Origin of the sequence: Pseudomonas sp. PsB (assembly GCF_043658375.1) — a bacterium.
Classification (GTDB): Bacteria; Pseudomonadota; Gammaproteobacteria; order Pseudomonadales; family Pseudomonadaceae; genus Aquipseudomonas; species Aquipseudomonas putida_Z.
The window spans coordinates 47,196-65,349 of sequence record NZ_JBIGLU010000026.1; the positions used below are offsets into that span (position 1 = coordinate 47,196).

General features: G+C 64.3%; 17 protein-coding genes. 8 read left to right on the forward strand and 9 right to left on the reverse strand.

Annotation, left to right across the window (positions count from 1 at the left end):
• Positions 1 to 247 precede the first annotated feature (247 nt).
• Complete coding sequence (locus ACGLHT_RS23685; protein WP_274120713.1) at positions 248 to 2,434, reverse strand: OsmC domain/YcaO domain-containing protein; 2,187 nt, start codon at positions 2,432 to 2,434, stop codon at positions 248 to 250.
• Between the two features lie 425 nt (positions 2,435 to 2,859).
• Here ACGLHT_RS23685 and ACGLHT_RS23690 point away from each other — a divergent pair, with 425 nt between their 5' ends.
• The 4 genes from ACGLHT_RS23690 (at position 2,860) to ACGLHT_RS23705 (ending at position 8,096) form a co-directional block, all read left to right on the forward strand.
• Positions 2,860 to 3,315, forward strand: coding sequence for a (2Fe-2S)-binding protein (locus tag ACGLHT_RS23690; protein WP_003259224.1), 456 nt, complete (start codon positions 2,860 to 2,862; stop codon positions 3,313 to 3,315).
• Positions 3,315 to 5,564, forward strand: a complete 2,250-nt coding sequence (locus ACGLHT_RS23695) for a molybdopterin cofactor-binding domain-containing protein (RefSeq protein WP_137163706.1) — start codon at positions 3,315 to 3,317, stop codon at positions 5,562 to 5,564. The genes ACGLHT_RS23690 and ACGLHT_RS23695 overlap by 1 nt, the downstream gene beginning before the upstream one ends.
• Before the next feature lie 17 nt (positions 5,565 to 5,581).
• Positions 5,582 to 6,925 carry a cytochrome c gene (locus tag ACGLHT_RS23700; RefSeq protein ID WP_274078787.1) on the forward strand — a complete coding sequence of 448 codons (1,344 nt, stop codon included), beginning with the start codon at positions 5,582 to 5,584 and terminating at the stop codon, positions 6,923 to 6,925.
• Between the two features lie 151 nt (positions 6,926 to 7,076).
• Positions 7,077 to 8,096, forward strand: coding sequence for an XdhC family protein (locus tag ACGLHT_RS23705; protein WP_085665658.1), 1,020 nt, complete (start codon positions 7,077 to 7,079; stop codon positions 8,094 to 8,096).
• A 132-nt stretch (positions 8,097 to 8,228) separates the two neighbouring features.
• Here ACGLHT_RS23705 and ACGLHT_RS23710 read toward each other — a convergent pair whose 3' ends face one another.
• The 4 genes from ACGLHT_RS23710 to ACGLHT_RS23725 all read right to left on the reverse strand — a co-directional run bounded on the left by ACGLHT_RS23710 (position 8,229) and on the right by ACGLHT_RS23725 (position 10,402).
• Complete coding sequence (locus ACGLHT_RS23710; protein ID WP_075044978.1) at positions 8,229 to 9,017, reverse strand: ABC transporter substrate-binding protein; 789 nt, start codon at positions 9,015 to 9,017, stop codon at positions 8,229 to 8,231.
• A 166-nt stretch (positions 9,018 to 9,183) separates the two neighbouring features.
• Positions 9,184 to 9,825, reverse strand: coding sequence for a LysE family translocator (locus ACGLHT_RS23715; protein ID WP_025338811.1), 642 nt, complete (start codon positions 9,823 to 9,825; stop codon positions 9,184 to 9,186).
• Between the two features lie 50 nt (positions 9,826 to 9,875).
• On the reverse strand, positions 9,876 to 10,076 hold the full coding sequence (locus ACGLHT_RS23720; RefSeq protein ID WP_012271937.1) for a DUF1289 domain-containing protein: 201 nt from the start codon (positions 10,074 to 10,076) through the stop codon (positions 9,876 to 9,878).
• Between the two features lie 8 nt (positions 10,077 to 10,084).
• The gene (locus ACGLHT_RS23725) at positions 10,085 to 10,402 is read right to left on the reverse strand and encodes a hypothetical protein (RefSeq protein ID WP_025338810.1); all 318 of its coding nucleotides are present in this window, start codon (positions 10,400 to 10,402) and stop codon (positions 10,085 to 10,087) included.
• 315 nt (positions 10,403 to 10,717) lie between these two features.
• On the opposite strand from ACGLHT_RS23725, the gene ACGLHT_RS23730 reads away from it, so the two are divergent.
• Positions 10,718 to 12,466 carry a BCCT family transporter gene (locus tag ACGLHT_RS23730; RefSeq protein ID WP_274120714.1) on the forward strand — a complete coding sequence of 583 codons (1,749 nt, stop codon included), beginning with the start codon at positions 10,718 to 10,720 and terminating at the stop codon, positions 12,464 to 12,466.
• 92 nt (positions 12,467 to 12,558) lie between these two features.
• Here ACGLHT_RS23730 and dddP read toward each other — a convergent pair whose 3' ends face one another.
• Both dddP and ACGLHT_RS23740 read right to left on the reverse strand, forming a co-directional pair.
• Positions 12,559 to 13,905 carry a dimethylsulfonioproprionate lyase DddP gene (gene dddP / locus ACGLHT_RS23735; protein ID WP_274120715.1) on the reverse strand — a complete coding sequence of 449 codons (1,347 nt, stop codon included), beginning with the start codon at positions 13,903 to 13,905 and terminating at the stop codon, positions 12,559 to 12,561.
• Positions 13,906 to 14,166: 261 nt separating this feature from the next.
• The gene (locus ACGLHT_RS23740; RefSeq protein WP_085591580.1) at positions 14,167 to 14,646 is read right to left on the reverse strand and encodes a VOC family protein; all 480 of its coding nucleotides are present in this window, start codon (positions 14,644 to 14,646) and stop codon (positions 14,167 to 14,169) included.
• Positions 14,647 to 14,917: 271 nt separating this feature from the next.
• Between ACGLHT_RS23740 and ACGLHT_RS23745 the strand changes: the two genes are divergently transcribed.
• Positions 14,918 to 15,568, forward strand: a complete 651-nt coding sequence (locus tag ACGLHT_RS23745; RefSeq protein ID WP_137163701.1) for a TIGR04211 family SH3 domain-containing protein — start codon at positions 14,918 to 14,920, stop codon at positions 15,566 to 15,568.
• A gap of 120 nt (positions 15,569 to 15,688) precedes the next feature.
• Here the strand turns inward: ACGLHT_RS23745 and ACGLHT_RS23750 are convergent, their stop codons facing one another.
• Both ACGLHT_RS23750 and ACGLHT_RS23755 read right to left on the reverse strand, forming a co-directional pair.
• A complete protein-coding gene (locus ACGLHT_RS23750) occupies positions 15,689 to 15,961 on the reverse strand; it encodes a hypothetical protein (protein WP_025338805.1) in 273 nt (90 codons plus the stop codon).
• Between the two features lie 106 nt (positions 15,962 to 16,067).
• Positions 16,068 to 16,976 carry a LysR family transcriptional regulator gene (locus ACGLHT_RS23755; protein ID WP_003259239.1) on the reverse strand — a complete coding sequence of 303 codons (909 nt, stop codon included), beginning with the start codon at positions 16,974 to 16,976 and terminating at the stop codon, positions 16,068 to 16,070.
• A gap of 124 nt (positions 16,977 to 17,100) precedes the next feature.
• Between ACGLHT_RS23755 and ACGLHT_RS23760 the strand changes: the two genes are divergently transcribed.
• Positions 17,101 to 17,835 (forward strand): SDR family NAD(P)-dependent oxidoreductase, encoded by a 735-nt coding sequence (locus ACGLHT_RS23760; RefSeq protein ID WP_137163700.1) that lies wholly within the window; start codon positions 17,101 to 17,103, stop codon positions 17,833 to 17,835.
• A gap of 16 nt (positions 17,836 to 17,851) precedes the next feature.
• Positions 17,852 to 18,058 (forward strand): 4-oxalocrotonate tautomerase family protein, encoded by a 207-nt coding sequence (locus ACGLHT_RS23765; RefSeq protein WP_025338803.1) that lies wholly within the window; start codon positions 17,852 to 17,854, stop codon positions 18,056 to 18,058.
• The last annotated feature ends 96 nt before the right edge of the window (positions 18,059 to 18,154 follow it).

The window sequence follows — 18,154 nt, forward strand, 5'->3', positions numbered from 1 at the left end:
CAAGAAATAATAAGCGGTGAAACAAGATCGATTTGGTGTAAACACCAGAGATAAAAGGCATATGAGCTCTATTGGCTCATGCTACCCCTGTGGGAGCGGCCTTGTGTCGCGAAAGGGCCGCACAGCGGCCCCAGCAATATTCGCGTCACCGCAGAAATCCTGGGGCTGCTACGCAGCCCTTTCGCGACACAAGGCCGCTCCCACAAGGCCTTGCGTTCTGCGGGGGGGAAAGAATACCTGTCAGATATCAGGCGAACTTGGCCCGGGCCGCGTGCAGCTTCTTGTAGCTTTCGATCAGGCGCAGGTGGCGATCGAGGCCTTCGAGCTTCATGCTGGTCGGGGTCAGGCCATGGAAACGCACGCTGCCGTCCACCGAACCCAGCACCGCGTCCATGCGCGGGTTACCGAACATGCGGCGGAAGTTGGCTTCGTAGTCGTCCATTTCCAGTTCGTCGTCCAGCAGCACTTCCAGCACCACGTTCAGCGCCTGGTAGAACAGGCCGCGCTCGACGGTGTTGTCGTTGAACTGCAGGAACGCCTCGACCAGTTCCTTGGCGTCCTCGAAGCGCTGTACCGCCAGGCAGATCAGCAGCTTCAACTCGAGAATGGTCAGCTGGCCCCACACCGTGTTCTCGTCGAACTCCACGCCGATCAGCGTGGTGATGGTGGTGTAGTCATCCACATCGCAGTTGTCCAGGCGCTTGAGCAGCAGCTTGAGGGAACGGTTGTCCAGGCTGTGCAGGTTGAGGATGTCGGCGCGGAACGACAAGGCGCGGTTGGTGTTGTCCCAGATCAGGTCCTCGACCGGGTAGATCTCCGAGTAACCCGGCACCAGGATGCGGCAGGCGGTGGCGCCAAGGTTGTCGTACACCGCCATGTACACTTCCTTGCCCAGGTCCTCGAGGATGCCGAACAGGGTCGCGGCTTCCTGCACGTTGGAGTCCTCGCCGTGGCCGGAGAAGTCCCACTCGACGAACTCGAAGTCGGCCTTGGCACTGAAGAACCGCCACGACACCACGCCACTGGAGTCGATGAAGTGCTCGACGAAGTTGTTCGGCTCGGTCAGCGCGTGGCTTTCGAAGGTCGGTTGCGGCAGGTCGTTCAAGCCTTCGAAGCTGCGGCCCTGCAGCAGTTCGGTGAGGCTGCGCTCCAGCGCCACTTTCAGGCTCGGGTGGGCACCGAACGAGGCGAACACGCCACCGGTGCGTGGGTTCATCAAGGTCACGCACATGACCGGGAACTCGCCCCCCAGCGACGCATCCTTGACCAGCACCGGGAAGCCCTGCTCTTCCAGGCCCTGGATGCCGGCGACGATAGCCGGGTACTTGGCCAGCACTTCCTGCGGCACATCCGGCAGGCACAGCTCGCCTTCGAGGATTTCACGCTTCACGGCGCGCTCGAAGATTTCCGACAGGCACTGCACCTGCGCCTCGGCCAGGGTGTTGCCGGCGCTCATGCCGTTGCTGAGGAACAGGTTCTCGATCAGGTTGGACGGGAAGTACACCACCTGCTGGTCGGACTGGCGCACGAACGGCAACGAACAGATGCCGCGCGCGGTGTTGCCCGAGTTGGTGTCGTACAGGTGCGAGCCACGCAACTCGCCGTCCGGGTTGTAGATTGCCAGGCAGTGCTCATCGAGGATCTCGGCCGGCAGCGCATCGCGCGGGCCGGGTTTGAACCACTGCTCGTTCGGGTAGTGCACGAACGACGCGTTGGCCAGGTCCTCGCCCCAGAACTGGTCGTTGTAGAAGAAGTTGCAGTTCAGCCGCTCGATGAACTCGCCCAGCGCCGAGGCCAGTGCGGCCTCCTTGGTCGCGCCCTTGCCGTTGGTGAAGCACATCGGCGACTGGGCGTCGCGCACATGCAGCGACCACACGTTGGGCACGATGTTGCGCCACGAGGCGATCTCGATCTTCATCCCCAGCCCGGCGAGGATGCCCGACATGTTGGCGATGGTCTGCTCCAGCGGCAGGTCCTTGCCGGGGATGTAGGTGCTGGTGTCCGCCACCGGCATCAGCAGGCCCTGGGCATCGGCATCGAGGTTGTCGACCACTTCGATCACGAACTCGGGGCCGGTCTGCACTACCTTCTTCACGGTGCAGCGGTCGATGGAGCGCAGGATGCCCTGGCGGTCCTTCTCGGAAATGTCCTCGGGCAGCTCGACCTGGATCTTGAAGACCTGGTTGTAGCGGTTTTCCGGGTCGACGATGTTGTTCTGCGACAGGCGAATGTTTTCGGTGGGGATGTCGCGGGTCTGGCAGTACAGCTTGACGAAGTAAGCCGCGCACAAGGCCGAAGACGCCAGGAAATAGTCGAACGGCCCCGGGGCCGAGCCATCACCCTTGTAGCGGATCGGTTGGTCGGCGATCACCGTGAAGTCGTCGAACTTGGCTTCGAGACGGAGATTGTCGAGAAAATTGACCTTGATTTCCATGCGGGATTACCGTGATTTAAGCGTGCAAAACGAAATTGGCCGGCATTATCCGGGTTTTCGCTGCGGAAGTCCTCTTCAACTCCGAACGCGGTCTTTATTTGTGGGAGCGGCCTTGCGTCGCGAAAGGGCCGCTAAGCGGCCCCAGGATTTCAGCAACATGCAAGATTGCCGGGGCCGCTTTGCGGCCCTTTCGCGACGCAAGGCCGCTCCCACAGGTACTCCACTTGTCTCTGATTTAGCGAAACGCCTGTAGGGGCCGACACAGACTTGCGCATTTCACCGAATTGCTTGCCTGATCCTCTGAACCTGCCCCCGCCAGCAGACCAGCGGTCACCCCGCTGTGCTAGCGTTTCTGCACTGGGGAGCACCGTATTCCCCGATCAGAAGAAACCAAGCGACAGCAACCGTTGACGGGCAGGTGAACCATGGAACTACGCATCAACCAGAAGACCTACCAGGTCGAGGCAGACGCCGACACGCCCCTGCTGTGGGTGATCCGCGATGACCTGGGGCTGACCGGCACCAAGTATGGCTGCGGCCTGGCCCAGTGCGGCGCCTGTTCGGTGCTGGTGGACGGCAACGTGGTGCGCGCCTGCGTCACCCCGGTGGCCGGCGTGGTCGGGCGCGAGGTGACCACCATCGAGGCGATCGAGGCCGATGCCGTCGGCAAACGGGTGGTCGCGGCCTGGGTCGAGCACCAGGTGGCCCAGTGCGGCTACTGCCAGTCCGGCCAGGTAATGGCGGCCACGGCGCTGCTCAAGCACACGCCCAAGCCCAGTGACGCGCAGATCGAGGCAGCCATGGTCAACCTGTGCCGCTGCGGCACCTACAACGCCATCCATGCCGCCGTGCATGAGCTGGCCCAAGGGGAGAAGGCCTGATGAACACACCTGTCGATACCCCCGCCGAACTGCTCAAGCTGCAACTGGGCGAAACGGTCAACCTGTCGCGTCGGCGCTTTCTTGCCGGCACGGCTGTCGGTGCCCTGGTGCTGGGCTTCGGCCTGCCCATGGGGTCGGCCCGCGTACAGGCAGCCGCCGCAGCAACCCCGGAGCGCGGTACCCAGGTGCCGGCGTTTCTGGAGATCCGCCCGGACGGCAAAGTACGCCTGCTCAGCCCGTTCATGGAAGGTGGCCAAGGCCCCTTCACCGCCATGGCGCAGATCGTTGGTGAAGAGCTGGACGTCGACCCGGCCAATTTCGTGGTCGACAGCGCGCCGCCCGGCGAAGCCTATGTAGTGATGGAAAACGGCATGCGCATCACTGGCGGCAGCATGTCGGTGCGCATGAGCTACCCGACCATGCGCCGCCTGGGCGCCCTCGCCCGGGCCATGCTGCTGCAGGCGGGCGCCGAGCAGCTGGGCGTGCCGGTCGAAGAACTCTCCACCACGCCGGGTAACGTGGTACATACCACGACTGGCCGCTCCATCCCCTACGGTGAACTGGCCGGGCGGGCCATGGACCTGCCGGTGCCGGACCCGGCCAGCGTCAAGCTGCGCGACCCCAGCCAGTTTCGCTGGATCGGCAAGCCGGTACGTCGCCTGGATGCCTACGACAAGTCCACCGGCAAGGCTGTGTACAGCATCGATATCAAGGTCGACGGCATGCTCCACGCTGCCGTGCAGCACGCGCCACGCCTGGGCATGACCGTTGGCAGCCTGCGCAACGAAGACCAGGTCAAGGCCATGAAGGGCGTGCATTCGGTGCATCAGCTGCCGGGTGCCGTGGCGGTGGTTGCCGAACGCTGGTGGCACGCCAAGCGCGCGGTCGAAGCCATCCAGGTGGACTGGAAGGAGCCCGCGGCCGACAGCCCGGTACGGCCAATGCCGGCCGACTTCTCCAGCGATGGCTGGCGCGAGCACCTGGCCACGGTCACGGGCCCGGCGCGCGACGACGAAAACCAGGGCGATGTGGCCGGCATGCTGGCCAGTGCCAAGACCCGGGTCGAGGCAACCTACCACAACCAGTACCTCAACCACGCCCAGCTGGAGCCGCCGTCGGCACTGGCGCGCTTCAACCCGGACGGCAGCCTGGAAGTGTGGCTGCCCAACCAGGCGCCGGACATGTTCCGTGACGACATTGCCAAGCGCACCGGCCTGGCCCCGGCGCAGATCACCCTGCATTCGCCGTTGCTGGGCGGTTTCTTTGGCCGCCACTTCCTGTACGACTCGGCCAACCCCTACCCACAGGCCATTGCCTTGGCCAAGGCGGTCGGCCGGCCGGTGAAACTTATCTGGAGCCGCGAAGAGGAATTCCTCCGAGATGTGCTGCGCCCGGTCGCCGTGGTGAAGTTCCGCGCCGGGCTGGATGCCGACGGCCTGCCGGTGGCCCTCGAAGCCGTGAGCGCCACCGAAGGCCCGACCGAAGCCATCGCTGGCAAGCAAGGCGAAAAACTCGACCCGACCGCGCTCGAAGGGCTGTCGGGCAAGTCCTACGCCATCGCCAACAAGCGCATCGCGCAGATCTACGTGAAAGGCCCGGCCATGCTCGGCTACTGGCGCTCGGTGGGCAACTCGCTGAACGACTTCTTCTATGAGTCGTTCCTCGACGAACTGGCCGACAAAGGCGGCAAGGACCCGTTCGAACTGCGCCTGCACCTGCTGCGCGACAACCAGCGCCTGACCAACCTGTTGCAGGCCGTCGCCGAACTGTCCGGCGGCTGGAAACGTGGGCCGTTCACTGCCGAGGATGGCAGCAAGCGAGCGCGTGGCGTGGCCATGGCCTCGCCGTTCGGCTCGGAGGCAGCGGTCATTGCCGAGGTGTCGATCGAGAATGGCCAGGTCAAGGTGCACGACATCTGGCAGGCCATCGACCCGGGCAGCATCGTCAACCCGGCGATCATCGAGCATCAGGTCAACGGCGCCGTCGCCCTGGGCCTGTCGCAGACGCTGTTGGAAGAAGCGGTGTACGTGGATGGCAAGCCGCGCGCGCGCAACTACGACCTGTACCCGATCCTGCCGCCGTCGCGCATGGCCAGGGTGCATGTGCGCATTGTCGAAAGCGGGGCGAAGATGGGTGGCATCGGCGAGCCACCGTTGCCCGCGGTGGCACCGGCGGTGGCCAACGCAGTCGCACAGTTGACCGGCCAGCGCGTGCGCAGTCTGCCATTGAGCCGCCATACCTTCAGCTGAGCAGACAAGGACGCCCCATGACCCACCGTTTCGCAAGAACCGCTGGCTGGCTGGCGCTGCCGTGCCTGGTCGCGGCAGGCCTGCTGGCCTGGTACGTCACCCGCGAGCCCGCCTCGCCATTTGCCGATGCGCAGGCCACCACTGCCGACCCGGCTTTGGTCAGCCGTGGCGAGTACGTGGCCCGCCTCAGCGACTGCGTGGCCTGCCACAGCCTGCCGGACGGCAAACCGTTCGCCGGCGGGCTGGAAATGGCCACCCCGCTGGGAGCAATCCACGCCACCAACATCACCCCCGACCGCGACACCGGCATCGGTGGCTACAGCCTGGCCGACTTCGACCGTGCCGTGCGTCAGGGCGTCGCGCCCGGTGGCCGGCGGCTGTACCCGGCCATGCCCTACCCGTCCTACGCCAAGCTCAGCGATGACGATGTAAAGGCGCTGTACGCCTTCTTCATGCAGGGCGTGCAACCCGTGCAACAGGCCAACCTTGCCAGCGACATTCCCTGGCCGCTGAACTGGCGTTGGCCCATTGCCATGTGGAACGGCCTGTTCGCCGCCACCACGCCATACGCCGACCAGGCCGGGCAGGATGCCCAGTGGAACCGCGGCGCCTACATCGTCCAGGGCCCTGGCCACTGTGGCAGCTGCCATACGCCACGCGGCCTGGCCTTCAACGAAAAGGCCCTGGATGACAGCGGCAAGCCGTTCCTCGCTGGTGCCCTGCTCGATGGCTGGTATGCACCGAGCCTGCGTGCCGACCCTAACACCGGGCTGGGGCGCTGGAGCGAGGCCGAGATCGCGCAGTTCCTCAAGACCGGGCGCAACCGGCATGCGGTGGTATTCGGCTCGATGACCGAGGCATTCAACAACTCCACGCAGTTCATGAGTGACGACGACCTGGCCGCCATCGCCCGCTACCTGAAGTCGCTGCCCGGCGACCCGCAACGCGACGGTGAGCCGTGGCAGTACCAGGCCGAAACGACGGCGGCGCGGCTCGACAGCCCTGGGGCGCATACCTATGTAACCCGCTGTGCGTCGTGCCACGGCCTGGACGGCAAGGGCCAGGCCGAATGGATGCCGCCTTTGGCCGGCGCTACTTCGGCACTGGCCAAGGAAGACGCCTCGGCGATCAATATCACCCTCAATGGTTCGCAGCGGGTGGTGACGGCCGGGTTGCCCGATGCCTATCGCATGCCGGCCTTCCGTGAGCAATTGAGTGATCAGGAAATTGCTGATGTGCTGGGTTTCGTGCGCAGTGCCTGGGGGAACAATGGTGGCGCGGTGAATGCCCAGGCGGTGGGCAAGTTGCGTGGGCATACCGACCCGGCCAGCAGTAGCCCGATCATTTTGCATATGCGATGAATTTGGTGGCTGTACCGGCCTCTTCGCGGGTGAACCCGCTCCCACAGGTACTGCACAGGTCTTAGGGGTGATGCAAATCCTGTGGGAGCGGGTTCACCCGCGAAGAGGCCGGTACAGCCACCCATGAACACCAGGCTTTACCGGAGTACCCATGGAAAGCATCGACCTGCTGGTCCTGCGCACCACCCGAGACTGGCTCGCCGCCGGCCACCGCACCCTGCTCGCCACGGTCGCCCGCACCTGGGGCTCTTCCCCCCGCCCAGTGGGCTCGATGATGGCCCTGCGCAGTGACGGCCGTGTGGTTGGCAGTGTTTCTGGCGGCTGCATCGAGGACGACCTCATTCACCGCTACACCAGTGCCTACGGCGGCCCCGGCATGCCCGGCGGCCTTCCCCAGGTGGTGCGCTATGGCGTCAGCGCCGACGAGGCCCACCGCTTCGGCCTGCCCTGTGGCGGCACCCTCGAACTGGTGCTGGAATTCGCCCCGTCGCTGCCACACGTGGAGCAACTGCTCGCCGGCCTCGACGGCGGCAATCTGGTACGCCGTGGGCTCGACCTGCGCAGCGGCGAGGCCAGCCTCACCGCCACCACCACGCCCGAACTGTTCAGCTTCGATGGCCAGCACATGCTCAGCACCCTTGGCCCCGGCTACCGCCTGCTGCTGATCGGTGCCGGCGCGCTGGCCGAATACCTGGCGACCATGGCCCTGTTCAATGGCTTCAGCGTTTCACTGTGCGACCCGCGCCCCGAGTACACGGCAGGCTGGAACGTTGCCGGCGTCAACCACCTGGCCGGCATGCCGGACGACGTGGTCCGCGCCTTCGCCCCAGACCTGCGCAGCGCCATCGTCGCCGTCAGCCACGACCCCAAGCTGGACGACCTGGCCCTGCTCGAAGCCCTGCACAGCCCGGCATTCTACATCGGTGCCATCGGCTCACGGCGCAACAGCCAGCTGCGCCGCGAGCGGCTGATCGAACACTTTGGCGAAAGCGAAGCGTCGTTGCAGCGCCTGCACGGCCCTATCGGCATTTATATCGGTAGCAAGACCCCGGCCGAGATTGCCGTCAGCGTCATGGCCGAGATCCTCGCGGCGAAGAACGATGTCACCCTGCCCGGCGCAGTCAGCGTGACCCGGGCCAAGGAAGCCGAGCAACTGGCCCGGTCCTTGTAGGAGCGGCCTTGTGTCGCGATGGGGCGCGAAGCGGCCCCGGCGATATCTGCGGCGAAGCTGAAAACAGGGGGCGCTGCGCGCCCCATCGCGACACAAGGCCGCTCCTACAAGGACCGCATACCAGGCTGCTATTTATTGCCAACGCTCCAGGTTTTGCTGCAACAGCTGCTCCGGCAACGCTCCGGCAACGATCTTTTCCATCTCCCTCGCCAGCGCCTCACGCAGCTTCGGCTGGTTGCAGGGCGAGTCATGCGACAGCGCCAGGTACAGCCCTTCGCTGGATATCGGTGGCTCCAGCACCTGCAAAGTGTCGGCAATCCCCAATGTGCGCGCCAGCGCCAAGCCGGGATACTGCTCGTACACCACATAATCGCTGCGCTTGTGCATCAACTTCTCGAATGCCTGCCTGGCACCGGGTACCGCTTCGAGGGTGAGGTTGGTCCTGGCGTAGTCGTCGAACTGCTGGCCGTGGCTGTTGTTGACCAGCGTGCCACCTTTGCGCCCCTTCAGGTCGGCCCATTGCCGGTAGGCAAAGGTATTGTCCTGGCGCACCCAGACAACACTTGGGGTATGCAGGAATGCCGGGGCAATGAAGTCCATCTGTTGCCGGCGGGCCTCGGTCAGGAAATACCCGGCCATCAGATCGATCCGGCCCGTGCGCACTTCTTCCTGGGCGCGCGACCACGGCCCGCCGTAGACCACCTCGATTTCCAGCCCCAGCTGCTTGCCCAGGTACTTGAGCAGGTCGGCATTGGCACCGATCAGTTGCTCGGGGTTCTGCGGGTCGCGCCACAGGTAGGGGGGGTATTCCGGGTTGCCGGTGGCAGTCAGCCGCCGGCATTCCTCATGCGCTACCGCCGCCAGCGGCAGCAGCAGGCACGGCAGCAGCAACAAGGCGTGGCGAAAGCAGCGCTCGATCATCGACAACCCTCGGCACATGTGACATCCGCAGACCCGGAGCGGTGGCCAAAGGCTGCCACATCCTGTGGTCGACTGCAGCACCCATCTGTGCGTGCTGTAGACAGTCTGGACCATGTATGGCCATCAGGTTGGCCTTTTATCGGCCAGAAGGAGCGGCCCTCGTACTTCAGGCCCCCTGCCGGCGCATCGCCAGGATCGCTGCGCCAAAACCGATGAAGGTGGTGCCCACCACCCGGCTGACCCAGCGCGACAGCGACGGCCGGGTCAGCACGCCCTTGGCCCGCGCCGCCAGCGCGGCATACAGACTCAGCGAAACCAGCGACAACGCCACGAATATCCCGGTCAGGATCAGGAACTGCGGCAGCAGCGCCGCCCCCTGGTCGATGAACTGCGGGAACAGTGCGGTGAAGAACATGGTCGCCTTGGGGTTGGTCACTGCCGTGAGGAAGGCCGACTTGTAGAGCTTCAGCGGCGTGGGCCGGACCTTGGCCACACCCTCTGCGGCGCCCTGCGCCAGCATCGGGCTCTTTTTCAGCAATTGCCGCGCCCCCAGGTAGAACAGGTAGCCCGCCCCCAGGATCTTCACGGCGTTGAACAGCATTTCGGAACTGGCCAGCAGCGCGCCCAAGCCCAGCATGGCTGCAGCAGAAAGGCAGAACAGGCCCGAACCATTGCCCAGCGACGACCAGATCGCGCTGCGCTGGCCATGGGCCAGGCTGTTGTTGATGGCCATCAGGGTGGCAGGGCCGGGGCTGGCGATCGCGATGGCAGCGACCAGGGTAAAGGCAAACAGCGAGTGAGAATCCATTTTCAGGCTCGTCAGACAATCAGGAAAGGCCGCGCACTGGGTGCGCAGGTTCAGTCGGCATTCTGCCGCTTGGCCGCCTTCTTGGCGATAGCCTTCATCCGCGTTGCCGCCCGCTGCACGGTGGCCATCTTCTCGGGGCGTTTCATGCCCCGCCATTTGCGGATTTCGTCACGGGTGCGGCCGCAGCTCACGCACAGCTCGCTATTGAGCTGGCACAGCGAGACGCAAGGGTTGTCGATGTCTTTGGCCATGCCGCCATTCAGCCGGGCATTTCTGCCCGCGCACGCTCGGCGGCGCCGTGGAACACCTGGCGCACTTCCTCGGCCTTGACCTTGCTGACCGACCTGGCGGCCAGCAGCTCGTCGACCACGCGCAAGCCCTGTTCCAGGGCGGTGGCCAGTTGCTCGGGGTCGGAGGCGTCAGCGATATCACCCAGATAAGGAGCGATGAGATACACGTAACGGTCCTGCAGCTTGAGCGCTTCCAGCGCGTCGAGGGCTTTCTGGAACCGATCGGCAGCGGCAGGGCTCATGCTCAATTTATCGAAATGAATCAGGCTCACACGGTCAGTGGCCATTTGGACGAATCTCCGTTTCCTGGTACGGCCAGGCCCACAAGCAGCAGCGCGTCTACGGTGCTCGGATGTGCAGGCCCGGGGAATGCCCATCAGGGTACCAGAACGCGAAGCAGAAAGGGCCATCGCCCCCAGAACTAAAAGTATTTGGCAGGTCGCGTAATGGACGCCCCGGGGCGTTATCGGGACAGGAGCCGCCGTTTCGTGCGCAGGATAATCCCGCCAGCAATCTCCCCGCCGAGGCAGTCATCGAACTCGGTAGCCCACACAACAACAAGCCTGCACCTGCAGGTAAGCCAGAAAGGGGCCTCATCATTCATGGCAAAGGAACACATCACCGAAACGCTCGACCTTGGCGTGACGGACCCCTCGAAAACCGCGGAAGCGCGCCAGGACCGGCGTTTCGAGGGCAAGCTCGACTGGATCGTCTTTGGTTTCACCAGCCTCCTGGCAATCGCTTTCGTCCTCTGGGGCTTCCTCAACCAGGCCAGCCTCGCCAGCAGCGCCTCCAGCGCGCAATCCTGGGTCATTCTCAACTTCGGCTGGTTCTTCGTGCTCACCTCCACGCTGTTCGTGGTGTTCGTGCTGTGGCTGGCGGCCAGCCGTTACGGCCGGGTCCCGCTGGGCCGTGATGGCGAACAGCCAGAATTCCGTACGGTGTCGTGGGTGGCGATGATGTTCAGCGCCGGCATGGGCATCGGCCTGATGTTCTTCGGCGTTGCCGAACCGCTGTCGCACTATGTGTCGCCACCGCCCGGGACGGCCACCGGGCAGTCCAGCGAAGCGATGCAGGTGGCCATGGCCACCACGCTGTTCCACTGGACCCTGCACCCCTGGGCCATGTATGCCATCGTTGGCCTGGTGATTGCCTATGGCACCTTCCGCCGCGGCCGCTCGCAGCTGATTTCCGCCGCCTTCCGGCCGTTGATCGGCAAGCATGCCAACGGCCCGCTCGGCCGCCTGATCGACATGATGGCGATCTTCGCCACGCTGTTCGGCTCGGCGGCCTCGCTGGGCCTGGGCGCGCTGCAGATCGCCGGTGGCCTGGAGTACAACGGCTGGATCGAAAGCCCCGGCAAGCTGTTCTACATCTCGATCATCACCCTGCTGACCATCGCCTTCGTCACCTCGGCGGTGTCGGGCATCGGCAAAGGCATCCAGTGGCTGTCCAACACCAACATGGTGCTGGCACTGGTGCTGGCGCTGTTCGTGTTCATGGTCGGCCCGACCCTGCTGATGCTCAACCTGCTGCCAACCTCGATCGGTATCTACGTCAAGATGCTGCCGGAAATGATGGCCCGCACCAACGCCAGCGGCGGTGAGCAGATGAACAGCTGGCTGGCCGGCTGGACCGTGTTCTACTGGGCCTGGTGGATTTCCTGGACGCCGTTCGTGGGCATGTTCATCGCCCGCATCAGCCGCGGCCGCACCATCCGCCAGTTCGTTACCGGGGTGCTGCTGGTACCGAGCCTGGTCAGCCTGGTGTGGTTCACCATCTTTGGCGGCGCGAGTATCGACGCCCTGCGCGAGGGCGCCTTCCAGCTGGCCAATGGTGCAGTCAACAGCAACCACGCGCTGTACCAGTTGCTGGACAGCTACCCGCTGGCCTCGGCGACATCGGTGCTGGTGATGGTTCTGGTGGGTATCTTCTTCGTTTCCGGTGCCGATGCGGCCTCGCTGGTGATGGGCACGCTGTCGGAACACGGCACCACCACGCCATCGCGACGTACGGTGATCTTCTGGGGTGCGCTGACCGGTACTGTTGCGGCGATCATGCTGGCAATCGGTGACCCGCGCGACCCCGGCGAGGCGCTGACCGGCCTGCAGAACCTGACCATCGTCGTGGCCCTGCCGTTCGTGGTGGTGATGGTGCTGCTGTGCCTGGCGCTGTACCGCGACCTGCGCAAGGACCCGATGATGCTGCGCCACCTGCGCGGCAACGAACTGATCGAGAAGGCCGTGCTGTATGGCGCGGTGAAGCATGGCGAAGAGTTCTACATCGTGGTGCAGGAGAAGAAGACTTCGGCCAAGCCGGCGTCGGCAGAGGCCGAGGTGACCGGCAACTGATCGGGCAAGCCTTTGGAACCGGGGCTGCCTTGCAGCCCTTCGCGGGCATGCCCGCTCCCACAGGGACCGCGAAGCGGTCCCCGGTTGCCCAATCAATCGCGCAGGAAGCTTTTCTCGAACGGGTAATGGGTCAACAGCTCATACCCGTCCTCGGTCACCAGCAACTGGTTCTCCAGCTTGATCCCGTCACGCCCACCCACTTCGCCCACATAGGCCTCCACGCACAAGGCCATGCCCGGCTGCAGTTCGCCTTCGTAGCCATAGGACTCGAGGTCTTCCGGGTAACGAATGCTCGGGTACTCGTCGCATAGCCCCACCCCATGGAACATCACGCCGTAACGCTGCGCGCGGCAGCTCTCGGGCAGGCGGTGGCCGTTGCGGGTGAGTTCGGTGAAGCGCACGCCAGGCTTGACCATTTCGGCGTTGACATGGATGTGCTCATGGGCAATGCGGTACAGGCGCTTCTGCTCTGCCGTGGGCTCCAGGCCACCGCAGATCCAGCTGCGCGACATGTCCACGCAGAAGCCATATACACCAATCAGGTCGGTGTCGAACGACAACAGGTCACCATCACCGAGCACCCGTGGGCCGGACTCCTGGAACCAGGGGTTGGTACGCGGGCCAGAGCTGAGGATGCGGGTTTCGATCCATTCGCCGCCGCGGCGGATATTGCCGCTGTGCAGCGCCGCCCACACATCGTTCTCGGTGGCCCCGGCACGCATGGCCTGGCGCATTTCGGCCACCGAGGCTTCGCAGGAAGCCACGGCGCAGCGCATGGCGAGGATTTCGTCGGGGCCTTTGATCAGCCGGGCGAATTCGGTCACTTCCTGGCCATTGTGCACCTGTACGCCGAGCGCATCGAGGGCGCGCAGGCCGGCGACTTCGATGCGGTCCACGGCCAGGCGGCGGTTGTTGCCGACATGGGTGCGCAGCAGTTCGTCGACCTGGGCGCAGAAGCGCCGGGCATGTTCCTCGGTGCGGTCACCGGTTTCGAAATAGAAGAACGAAGCGCCACTGCGCAGTTCGCTGACCAGCGGCAAATGCGCAGACAGGTGATCGCAGCCATGGAAGTCCCACAGCACCACATGGCCGCTGGCGGCGACGAAACAGGCACGCGCGGGATTGTGGGTGGTCCACAGCTGCATGTTGGTGGTGTCGGTGGCATAGCGGATGTTCAGTGGGTCGAACAGCAGGATGCCACCGAGGTCGCGGGCCACCAGCTGCTCGCGGATACGCTGCAGGCGGTACTCGCGCATGGTTGGCAGGTGCGGCGCCTGCAGGCCGAGGGCAGCCCACTCGGCAAAGGCCAGCGGCGTAGGGCCGATTTCGGTGCGGTCGTTGTCGTCGACCGAACCGTCGGCCTTGAAAGCAGCAGCGCGTTGGCGCGACGGGTCGATACGGCGGGCATTGGCGGGGATCGAGAACGGCGATGTCATCATGGCGTGCGGATTTCCTGGTTCTTGTTGTCTGGAAAACAGCGATGCATCGGGGTTGGCGTACGCTTCATCGTGCGTTGATGCGCCTGCTCGCTCGATCAGTCCCTTTGAATGAACAGCGGAGCCCCCAGTTGCTACCCGAGTCTAGGGCGGGGCTGCGAGCCGATACATCGACATTTTCTAGGGCTTATTGATTACAAAAACTCATGGTCAACCACGCCCACCCCGATCAGCCCCCCGATCAAGATGCCTTCACTGCCGTAATCAGCCCTTCAACGCCGCCTCTATCCTGGCCACATCGATCTTGCCCATCTGCATCATGGCCTCGAACGCCCGCTTGGCCGCCGCCCGGTCGGGGTGCCCGATGGCTTCGATGAGGATGCGCGGGGTGATCTGCCACGAAATCCCCCATTTGTCCTTGCACCAGCCGCAGACGCTGGCCTCGCCGCCATTGCCGACAATGGCATCCCAAAAGCGGTCGGTCTCGGCTTGGTCCTCGGTGCTGACCTGAAATGAAAACGCCTCGCAGTGCGTGAAGGCCTTGCCTCCATTGAGCCCCACGCAGGGAATGCCCATGACGGTGAATTCGACCGTGATCACGTCGCCCTCCTTGCCCGACGGGTAATCACTCGGTGCCTTGTGCAGCGCGATTACCTTGCTGTCGGGGAAGACACTGGCGTAGAAGTTCGCTGCCTCTTCGGCATCATTGTCGTACCAGAGGCAGATGGTGTTCCTGGCAGTCATGGTCTTGCTCCATGAATGAATGTGAACTCCAGAGTCTAGCCCCGGCAAGCAGGGTGAATTCAGAGGATCGACAAGGGGTACTCCACGACATTTTCCTCATTGGCAATGCAGCAAAGCCAAGCCGGGCCCTGCAACATCCTGCAGACATTTCCGACGTCAGGTAGTGAACCCGCCTACAAAAAAACGGTCTTTCGCTGACGGTCAACTCACCGACCGGTTCATCGGCCCAGTCACCGGGCCTACTTTTGTCCTGTTTCAGCGAAGACCCAACATGCCCGATTCCCGCCCAACTGCTTCCGCCCTCACTGCCCTGCGCGGCGGCCTGATCGCCACCTTGGTGGCCCTTGCCGCACCGGTGCACGCCGAAGAGCCTGCCAGCGACGCACGCTGGGTCAGCGACAGCCTGAGCACCTATGTGCGCAGCGGCCCCACCGATGGCCACCGCATTGTCGGTACGCTCAAGTCCGGGCAGAAGCTGACCCTGATCGGCAGCCAGGGCAACTACAGCCAGGTGCGCGGGCAGAACGGCGATGTGGTGTGGATTCTCAGCAACGACCTGCAGTCAGTGCCAGGTCAGAGCGAGCGCCTGCCGCAGCTCGATGCCCAGGTCGCGGACCTGACCGGGCAGTTGAAGAACATCGACGACAGCTGGAAGAGCCGCGTGCAGGGCATGCAGGAAACCCTGGATTCACGCAAGAAGCTGATCGACGAACTGGAGGCGCGCAACAAGGCGCTGAATGAACAGCTCGGCCAGAGCCAGTCGCAGCTGCGCGATACCCAGGCCCGCCTGGGGGACGAGAACAAGCAGGTGATGATGCGCTACATGGTGTATGGCGGCAGCATTGCCGGCGCGGGCTTGCTGGCGGGGCTGATCCTGCCGGCGCTGACCCGTGGGCGCAGGAAGAATGATCGCTGGTTCTGACTGGGCTTTCCTGCACTGGCCTCTTCGCGGGTAAACCCGCTCCCACAGGTACCGCGCTGGCCTTGAGCCTGTTGGAGATGCTGTGGGAGCGGGTTTACCCGCGAAAGGGCCAGGAAGCGCTTATCTGCTACGTGCCTTGTTGTAGATAGTCTTGGCCTGGTCGGCCGAGGCCTGACACTGCTTCATATCACCCTTGCTCTGAGCATCCTTGGCATTTTGCAGGTGGACTTTGAAGTCATGGGCCATGCCGCCATGCATTGCCTGGCCACTGGCCTTGTCGAAATCCTCAAGTTCCTTGATCTTGGCCGCACAGTTGCTCGCCGGGTCTGCGTGTGCGGCAAAACTGAGGACCGAGGCAATCACCAGCAAGGGTATGCATTTCGTGGATTTCATGGAGCGTTCTCCTGGAAAACCTGAAGGGTCGTCGAGATGACATTGGCTCGACGCAGCAAACAGCATAGTCGGCCATACGCCCCAGCGCCTCGGCTCGGCCCGGGGGCTATGCCCCCTCGGCAAACAGGAAATCGATGAACACCCGCACCCGCAGCGGCATGTGCCGGGCCTGGGGGTAGATCAGCATGAACGGCCGCGAAGTGCCGCCAAACTCGGCGAGCACTTCCACCAGTTCGCCACTGGCCAGTGCGTCCTGCACGGTAAAGCGATAAGCCTGCATCAGCCCGCCGCCATGACGCACCAGCGTGGCGGTGGCGAGGAAGTCGCCCAGGCAGGTGAACCCACCCTGGGTTTCGATCTCCACCTGCTGGCCATCCTGAAGGAAGCTCCACGGCGGGCGGCGGCCACTGCTGGGCAGTTCGAACTGGATGCACTCATGTTGCAGCAAGTCGTGTGGTGTTCGTGGCGTGCCGGCACGGGCCAGGTAGCCCGGCGTGGCCACCACCACCAGTTCGGCATCTTCCAGGCGACGCGCCACCAGCCGCGAATCGGCCGGCTCGCGACCACGAATGGCCAGGTCGAACGGTTCCTCGGCAAAGTCGACGTTGCGGTTGCTGACATGCACATCCACCTGCACCTTTGGGTAACGCTGGCGAAACCGCGGCAGCAGCGGCAATAGCCGGTGATGAGCATAGGGCGTGGGTGCACTGATACGCAGGCGGCCGCTCGGCTCGACCTGCCCGCCCGTGACCTGGCGCTCGGCCTCGACCAGCTGCCCCAGTGCCTGCCGACATTGCTGGTAATAGGCCTGGCCGGCTGCGGACAGGCGCATCTGCCGGGTGGTGCGGACGAACAGGCGCACACCCAGGCGCTCTTCCAGGCGCGCCACGCTGCGGCTGACCGCCGCCGGCGTAACGCCGGCCTCCGTGGCCGCGGCAGTGAAGCTGCCGCTGTCGGCGGCCAGGCAGAACAGCTCCAGGCTGCCCAGTTGCAGATCGTCGAAATGGCGGGTCATGACGGCTCGATTGATTATATGATGTATCGATTGAAATGCCCCGCGCCTCATTTTTCAAGTGCTGATTGCAACCTACAGTGGCTTCACACCGAGCCCATGGCTCACTTCACTGGAGATCATGCACATGAACACGCCACGCACCGTCATCATTACCGGGGCCTCGAGCGGCCTGGGTTTCGCCCTGGCCGAGGCCTTCCTCGAACGCGGCGACAACGTGGTCGGCAACGCCCGCAGCCAGGCCCGCCTTGAGCAAGCCGCCGCCCGCCTCGGCAACCCATCGCGCTTCATCGGCGTGGCTGGCGACATCGCCGAGCTGGGCACGGCGCAGCGCCTGTTCGCCAGCGCCGAGCAAGCCTTTGGCGGGGTCGACCTGCTGATCAACAACGCCGGCATCTTCATTGCCAAGCCATTTGCCGAGTACAGCGAAGCGGATGTCGACGCCCTGGTCGGCACCAACCTCAAGGGGTTCTTCTACCCGGCCCAGGAAGCGGCGCGGATCATGACCAGGCAAGGGCATGGGCAGATCATCGCCATCACCGCCTCCATCGCCTTGCAACCGGACACCCGCGTGCCAGCCCTGCTGCCGGTACTGGTCAAGGGTGGCCTGAACCAGGCGGTGAAAGGCCTGGCGCTGGAACTGGCAGCCAGCGGCGTGCAGGTGAACGCGGTGGCGCCGGGGATCATCGAAACACCGCTGCATGGCGGCAACACACAAGGCATGGGCGCGCTGTCACCCAGTGGCCGCACCGGCTTGCCACAGGATGTCGTGGATGCAGTGTTGTACCTGGCCGACTCACGCTTCGTCAGCGGCGTGATCCTGCCGGTGGATGGCGGTAGCACCGCTGGCACCTGGCACTGACAGAGGAGCGAGAACCATGCCCTATGTCCATATTCGCGTAACCGATGAAGGCGTGAGCGCTGAGCACAAGCGCCAGCTGATCGAACAGACGACCCGCATGCTGCAGCAGGTGCTGGGCAAGCCGCCGGCCAGTACCTTTGTGGTGATCGAGGAGGTACCGACCGATAACTGGGGGGTTGGCGGAGAGACAGTGACCGCGCTGCGGGCCCGAGAGCGGGGTTGAAGCCTGGGGCCGCTGTGCGGCCCTTTCGCGACACAAGGCCGCTCCTATGTATGGACTCGCCCACACTGTCTAGCTGCTTTTGAACATAGGAACCCG

What these genes read in the sequence shown, in the direction of transcription:
- ACGLHT_RS23685 (WP_274120713.1), bottom strand. Translation starts at nt 2,434, where the DNA reads ATGGAAATCAAGGTCAATTTTCTCGACAATCTCCGTCTCGAAGCCAAG.
- ACGLHT_RS23690 (WP_003259224.1), top strand. Translation starts at nt 2,860, where the DNA reads ATGGAACTACGCATCAACCAGAAGACCTACCAGGTCGAGGCAGACGCC.
- ACGLHT_RS23695 (WP_137163706.1), top strand. Translation starts at nt 3,315, where the DNA reads ATGAACACACCTGTCGATACCCCCGCCGAACTGCTCAAGCTGCAACTG.
- ACGLHT_RS23700 (WP_274078787.1), top strand. Translation starts at nt 5,582, where the DNA reads ATGACCCACCGTTTCGCAAGAACCGCTGGCTGGCTGGCGCTGCCGTGC.
- ACGLHT_RS23705 (WP_085665658.1), top strand. Translation starts at nt 7,077, where the DNA reads ATGGAAAGCATCGACCTGCTGGTCCTGCGCACCACCCGAGACTGGCTC.
- ACGLHT_RS23710 (WP_075044978.1), bottom strand. Translation starts at nt 9,017, where the DNA reads ATGATCGAGCGCTGCTTTCGCCACGCCTTGTTGCTGCTGCCGTGCCTG.
- ACGLHT_RS23715 (WP_025338811.1), bottom strand. Translation starts at nt 9,825, where the DNA reads ATGGATTCTCACTCGCTGTTTGCCTTTACCCTGGTCGCTGCCATCGCG.
- ACGLHT_RS23720 (WP_012271937.1), bottom strand. Translation starts at nt 10,076, where the DNA reads ATGGCCAAAGACATCGACAACCCTTGCGTCTCGCTGTGCCAGCTCAAT.
- ACGLHT_RS23725 (WP_025338810.1), bottom strand. Translation starts at nt 10,402, where the DNA reads ATGGCCACTGACCGTGTGAGCCTGATTCATTTCGATAAATTGAGCATG.
- ACGLHT_RS23730 (WP_274120714.1), top strand. Translation starts at nt 10,718, where the DNA reads ATGGCAAAGGAACACATCACCGAAACGCTCGACCTTGGCGTGACGGAC.
- dddP (WP_274120715.1), bottom strand. Translation starts at nt 13,905, where the DNA reads ATGATGACATCGCCGTTCTCGATCCCCGCCAATGCCCGCCGTATCGAC.
- ACGLHT_RS23740 (WP_085591580.1), bottom strand. Translation starts at nt 14,646, where the DNA reads ATGACTGCCAGGAACACCATCTGCCTCTGGTACGACAATGATGCCGAA.
- ACGLHT_RS23745 (WP_137163701.1), top strand. Translation starts at nt 14,918, where the DNA reads ATGCCCGATTCCCGCCCAACTGCTTCCGCCCTCACTGCCCTGCGCGGC.
- ACGLHT_RS23750 (WP_025338805.1), bottom strand. Translation starts at nt 15,961, where the DNA reads ATGAAATCCACGAAATGCATACCCTTGCTGGTGATTGCCTCGGTCCTC.
- ACGLHT_RS23755 (WP_003259239.1), bottom strand. Translation starts at nt 16,976, where the DNA reads ATGACCCGCCATTTCGACGATCTGCAACTGGGCAGCCTGGAGCTGTTC.
- ACGLHT_RS23760 (WP_137163700.1), top strand. Translation starts at nt 17,101, where the DNA reads ATGAACACGCCACGCACCGTCATCATTACCGGGGCCTCGAGCGGCCTG.
- ACGLHT_RS23765 (WP_025338803.1), top strand. Translation starts at nt 17,852, where the DNA reads ATGCCCTATGTCCATATTCGCGTAACCGATGAAGGCGTGAGCGCTGAG.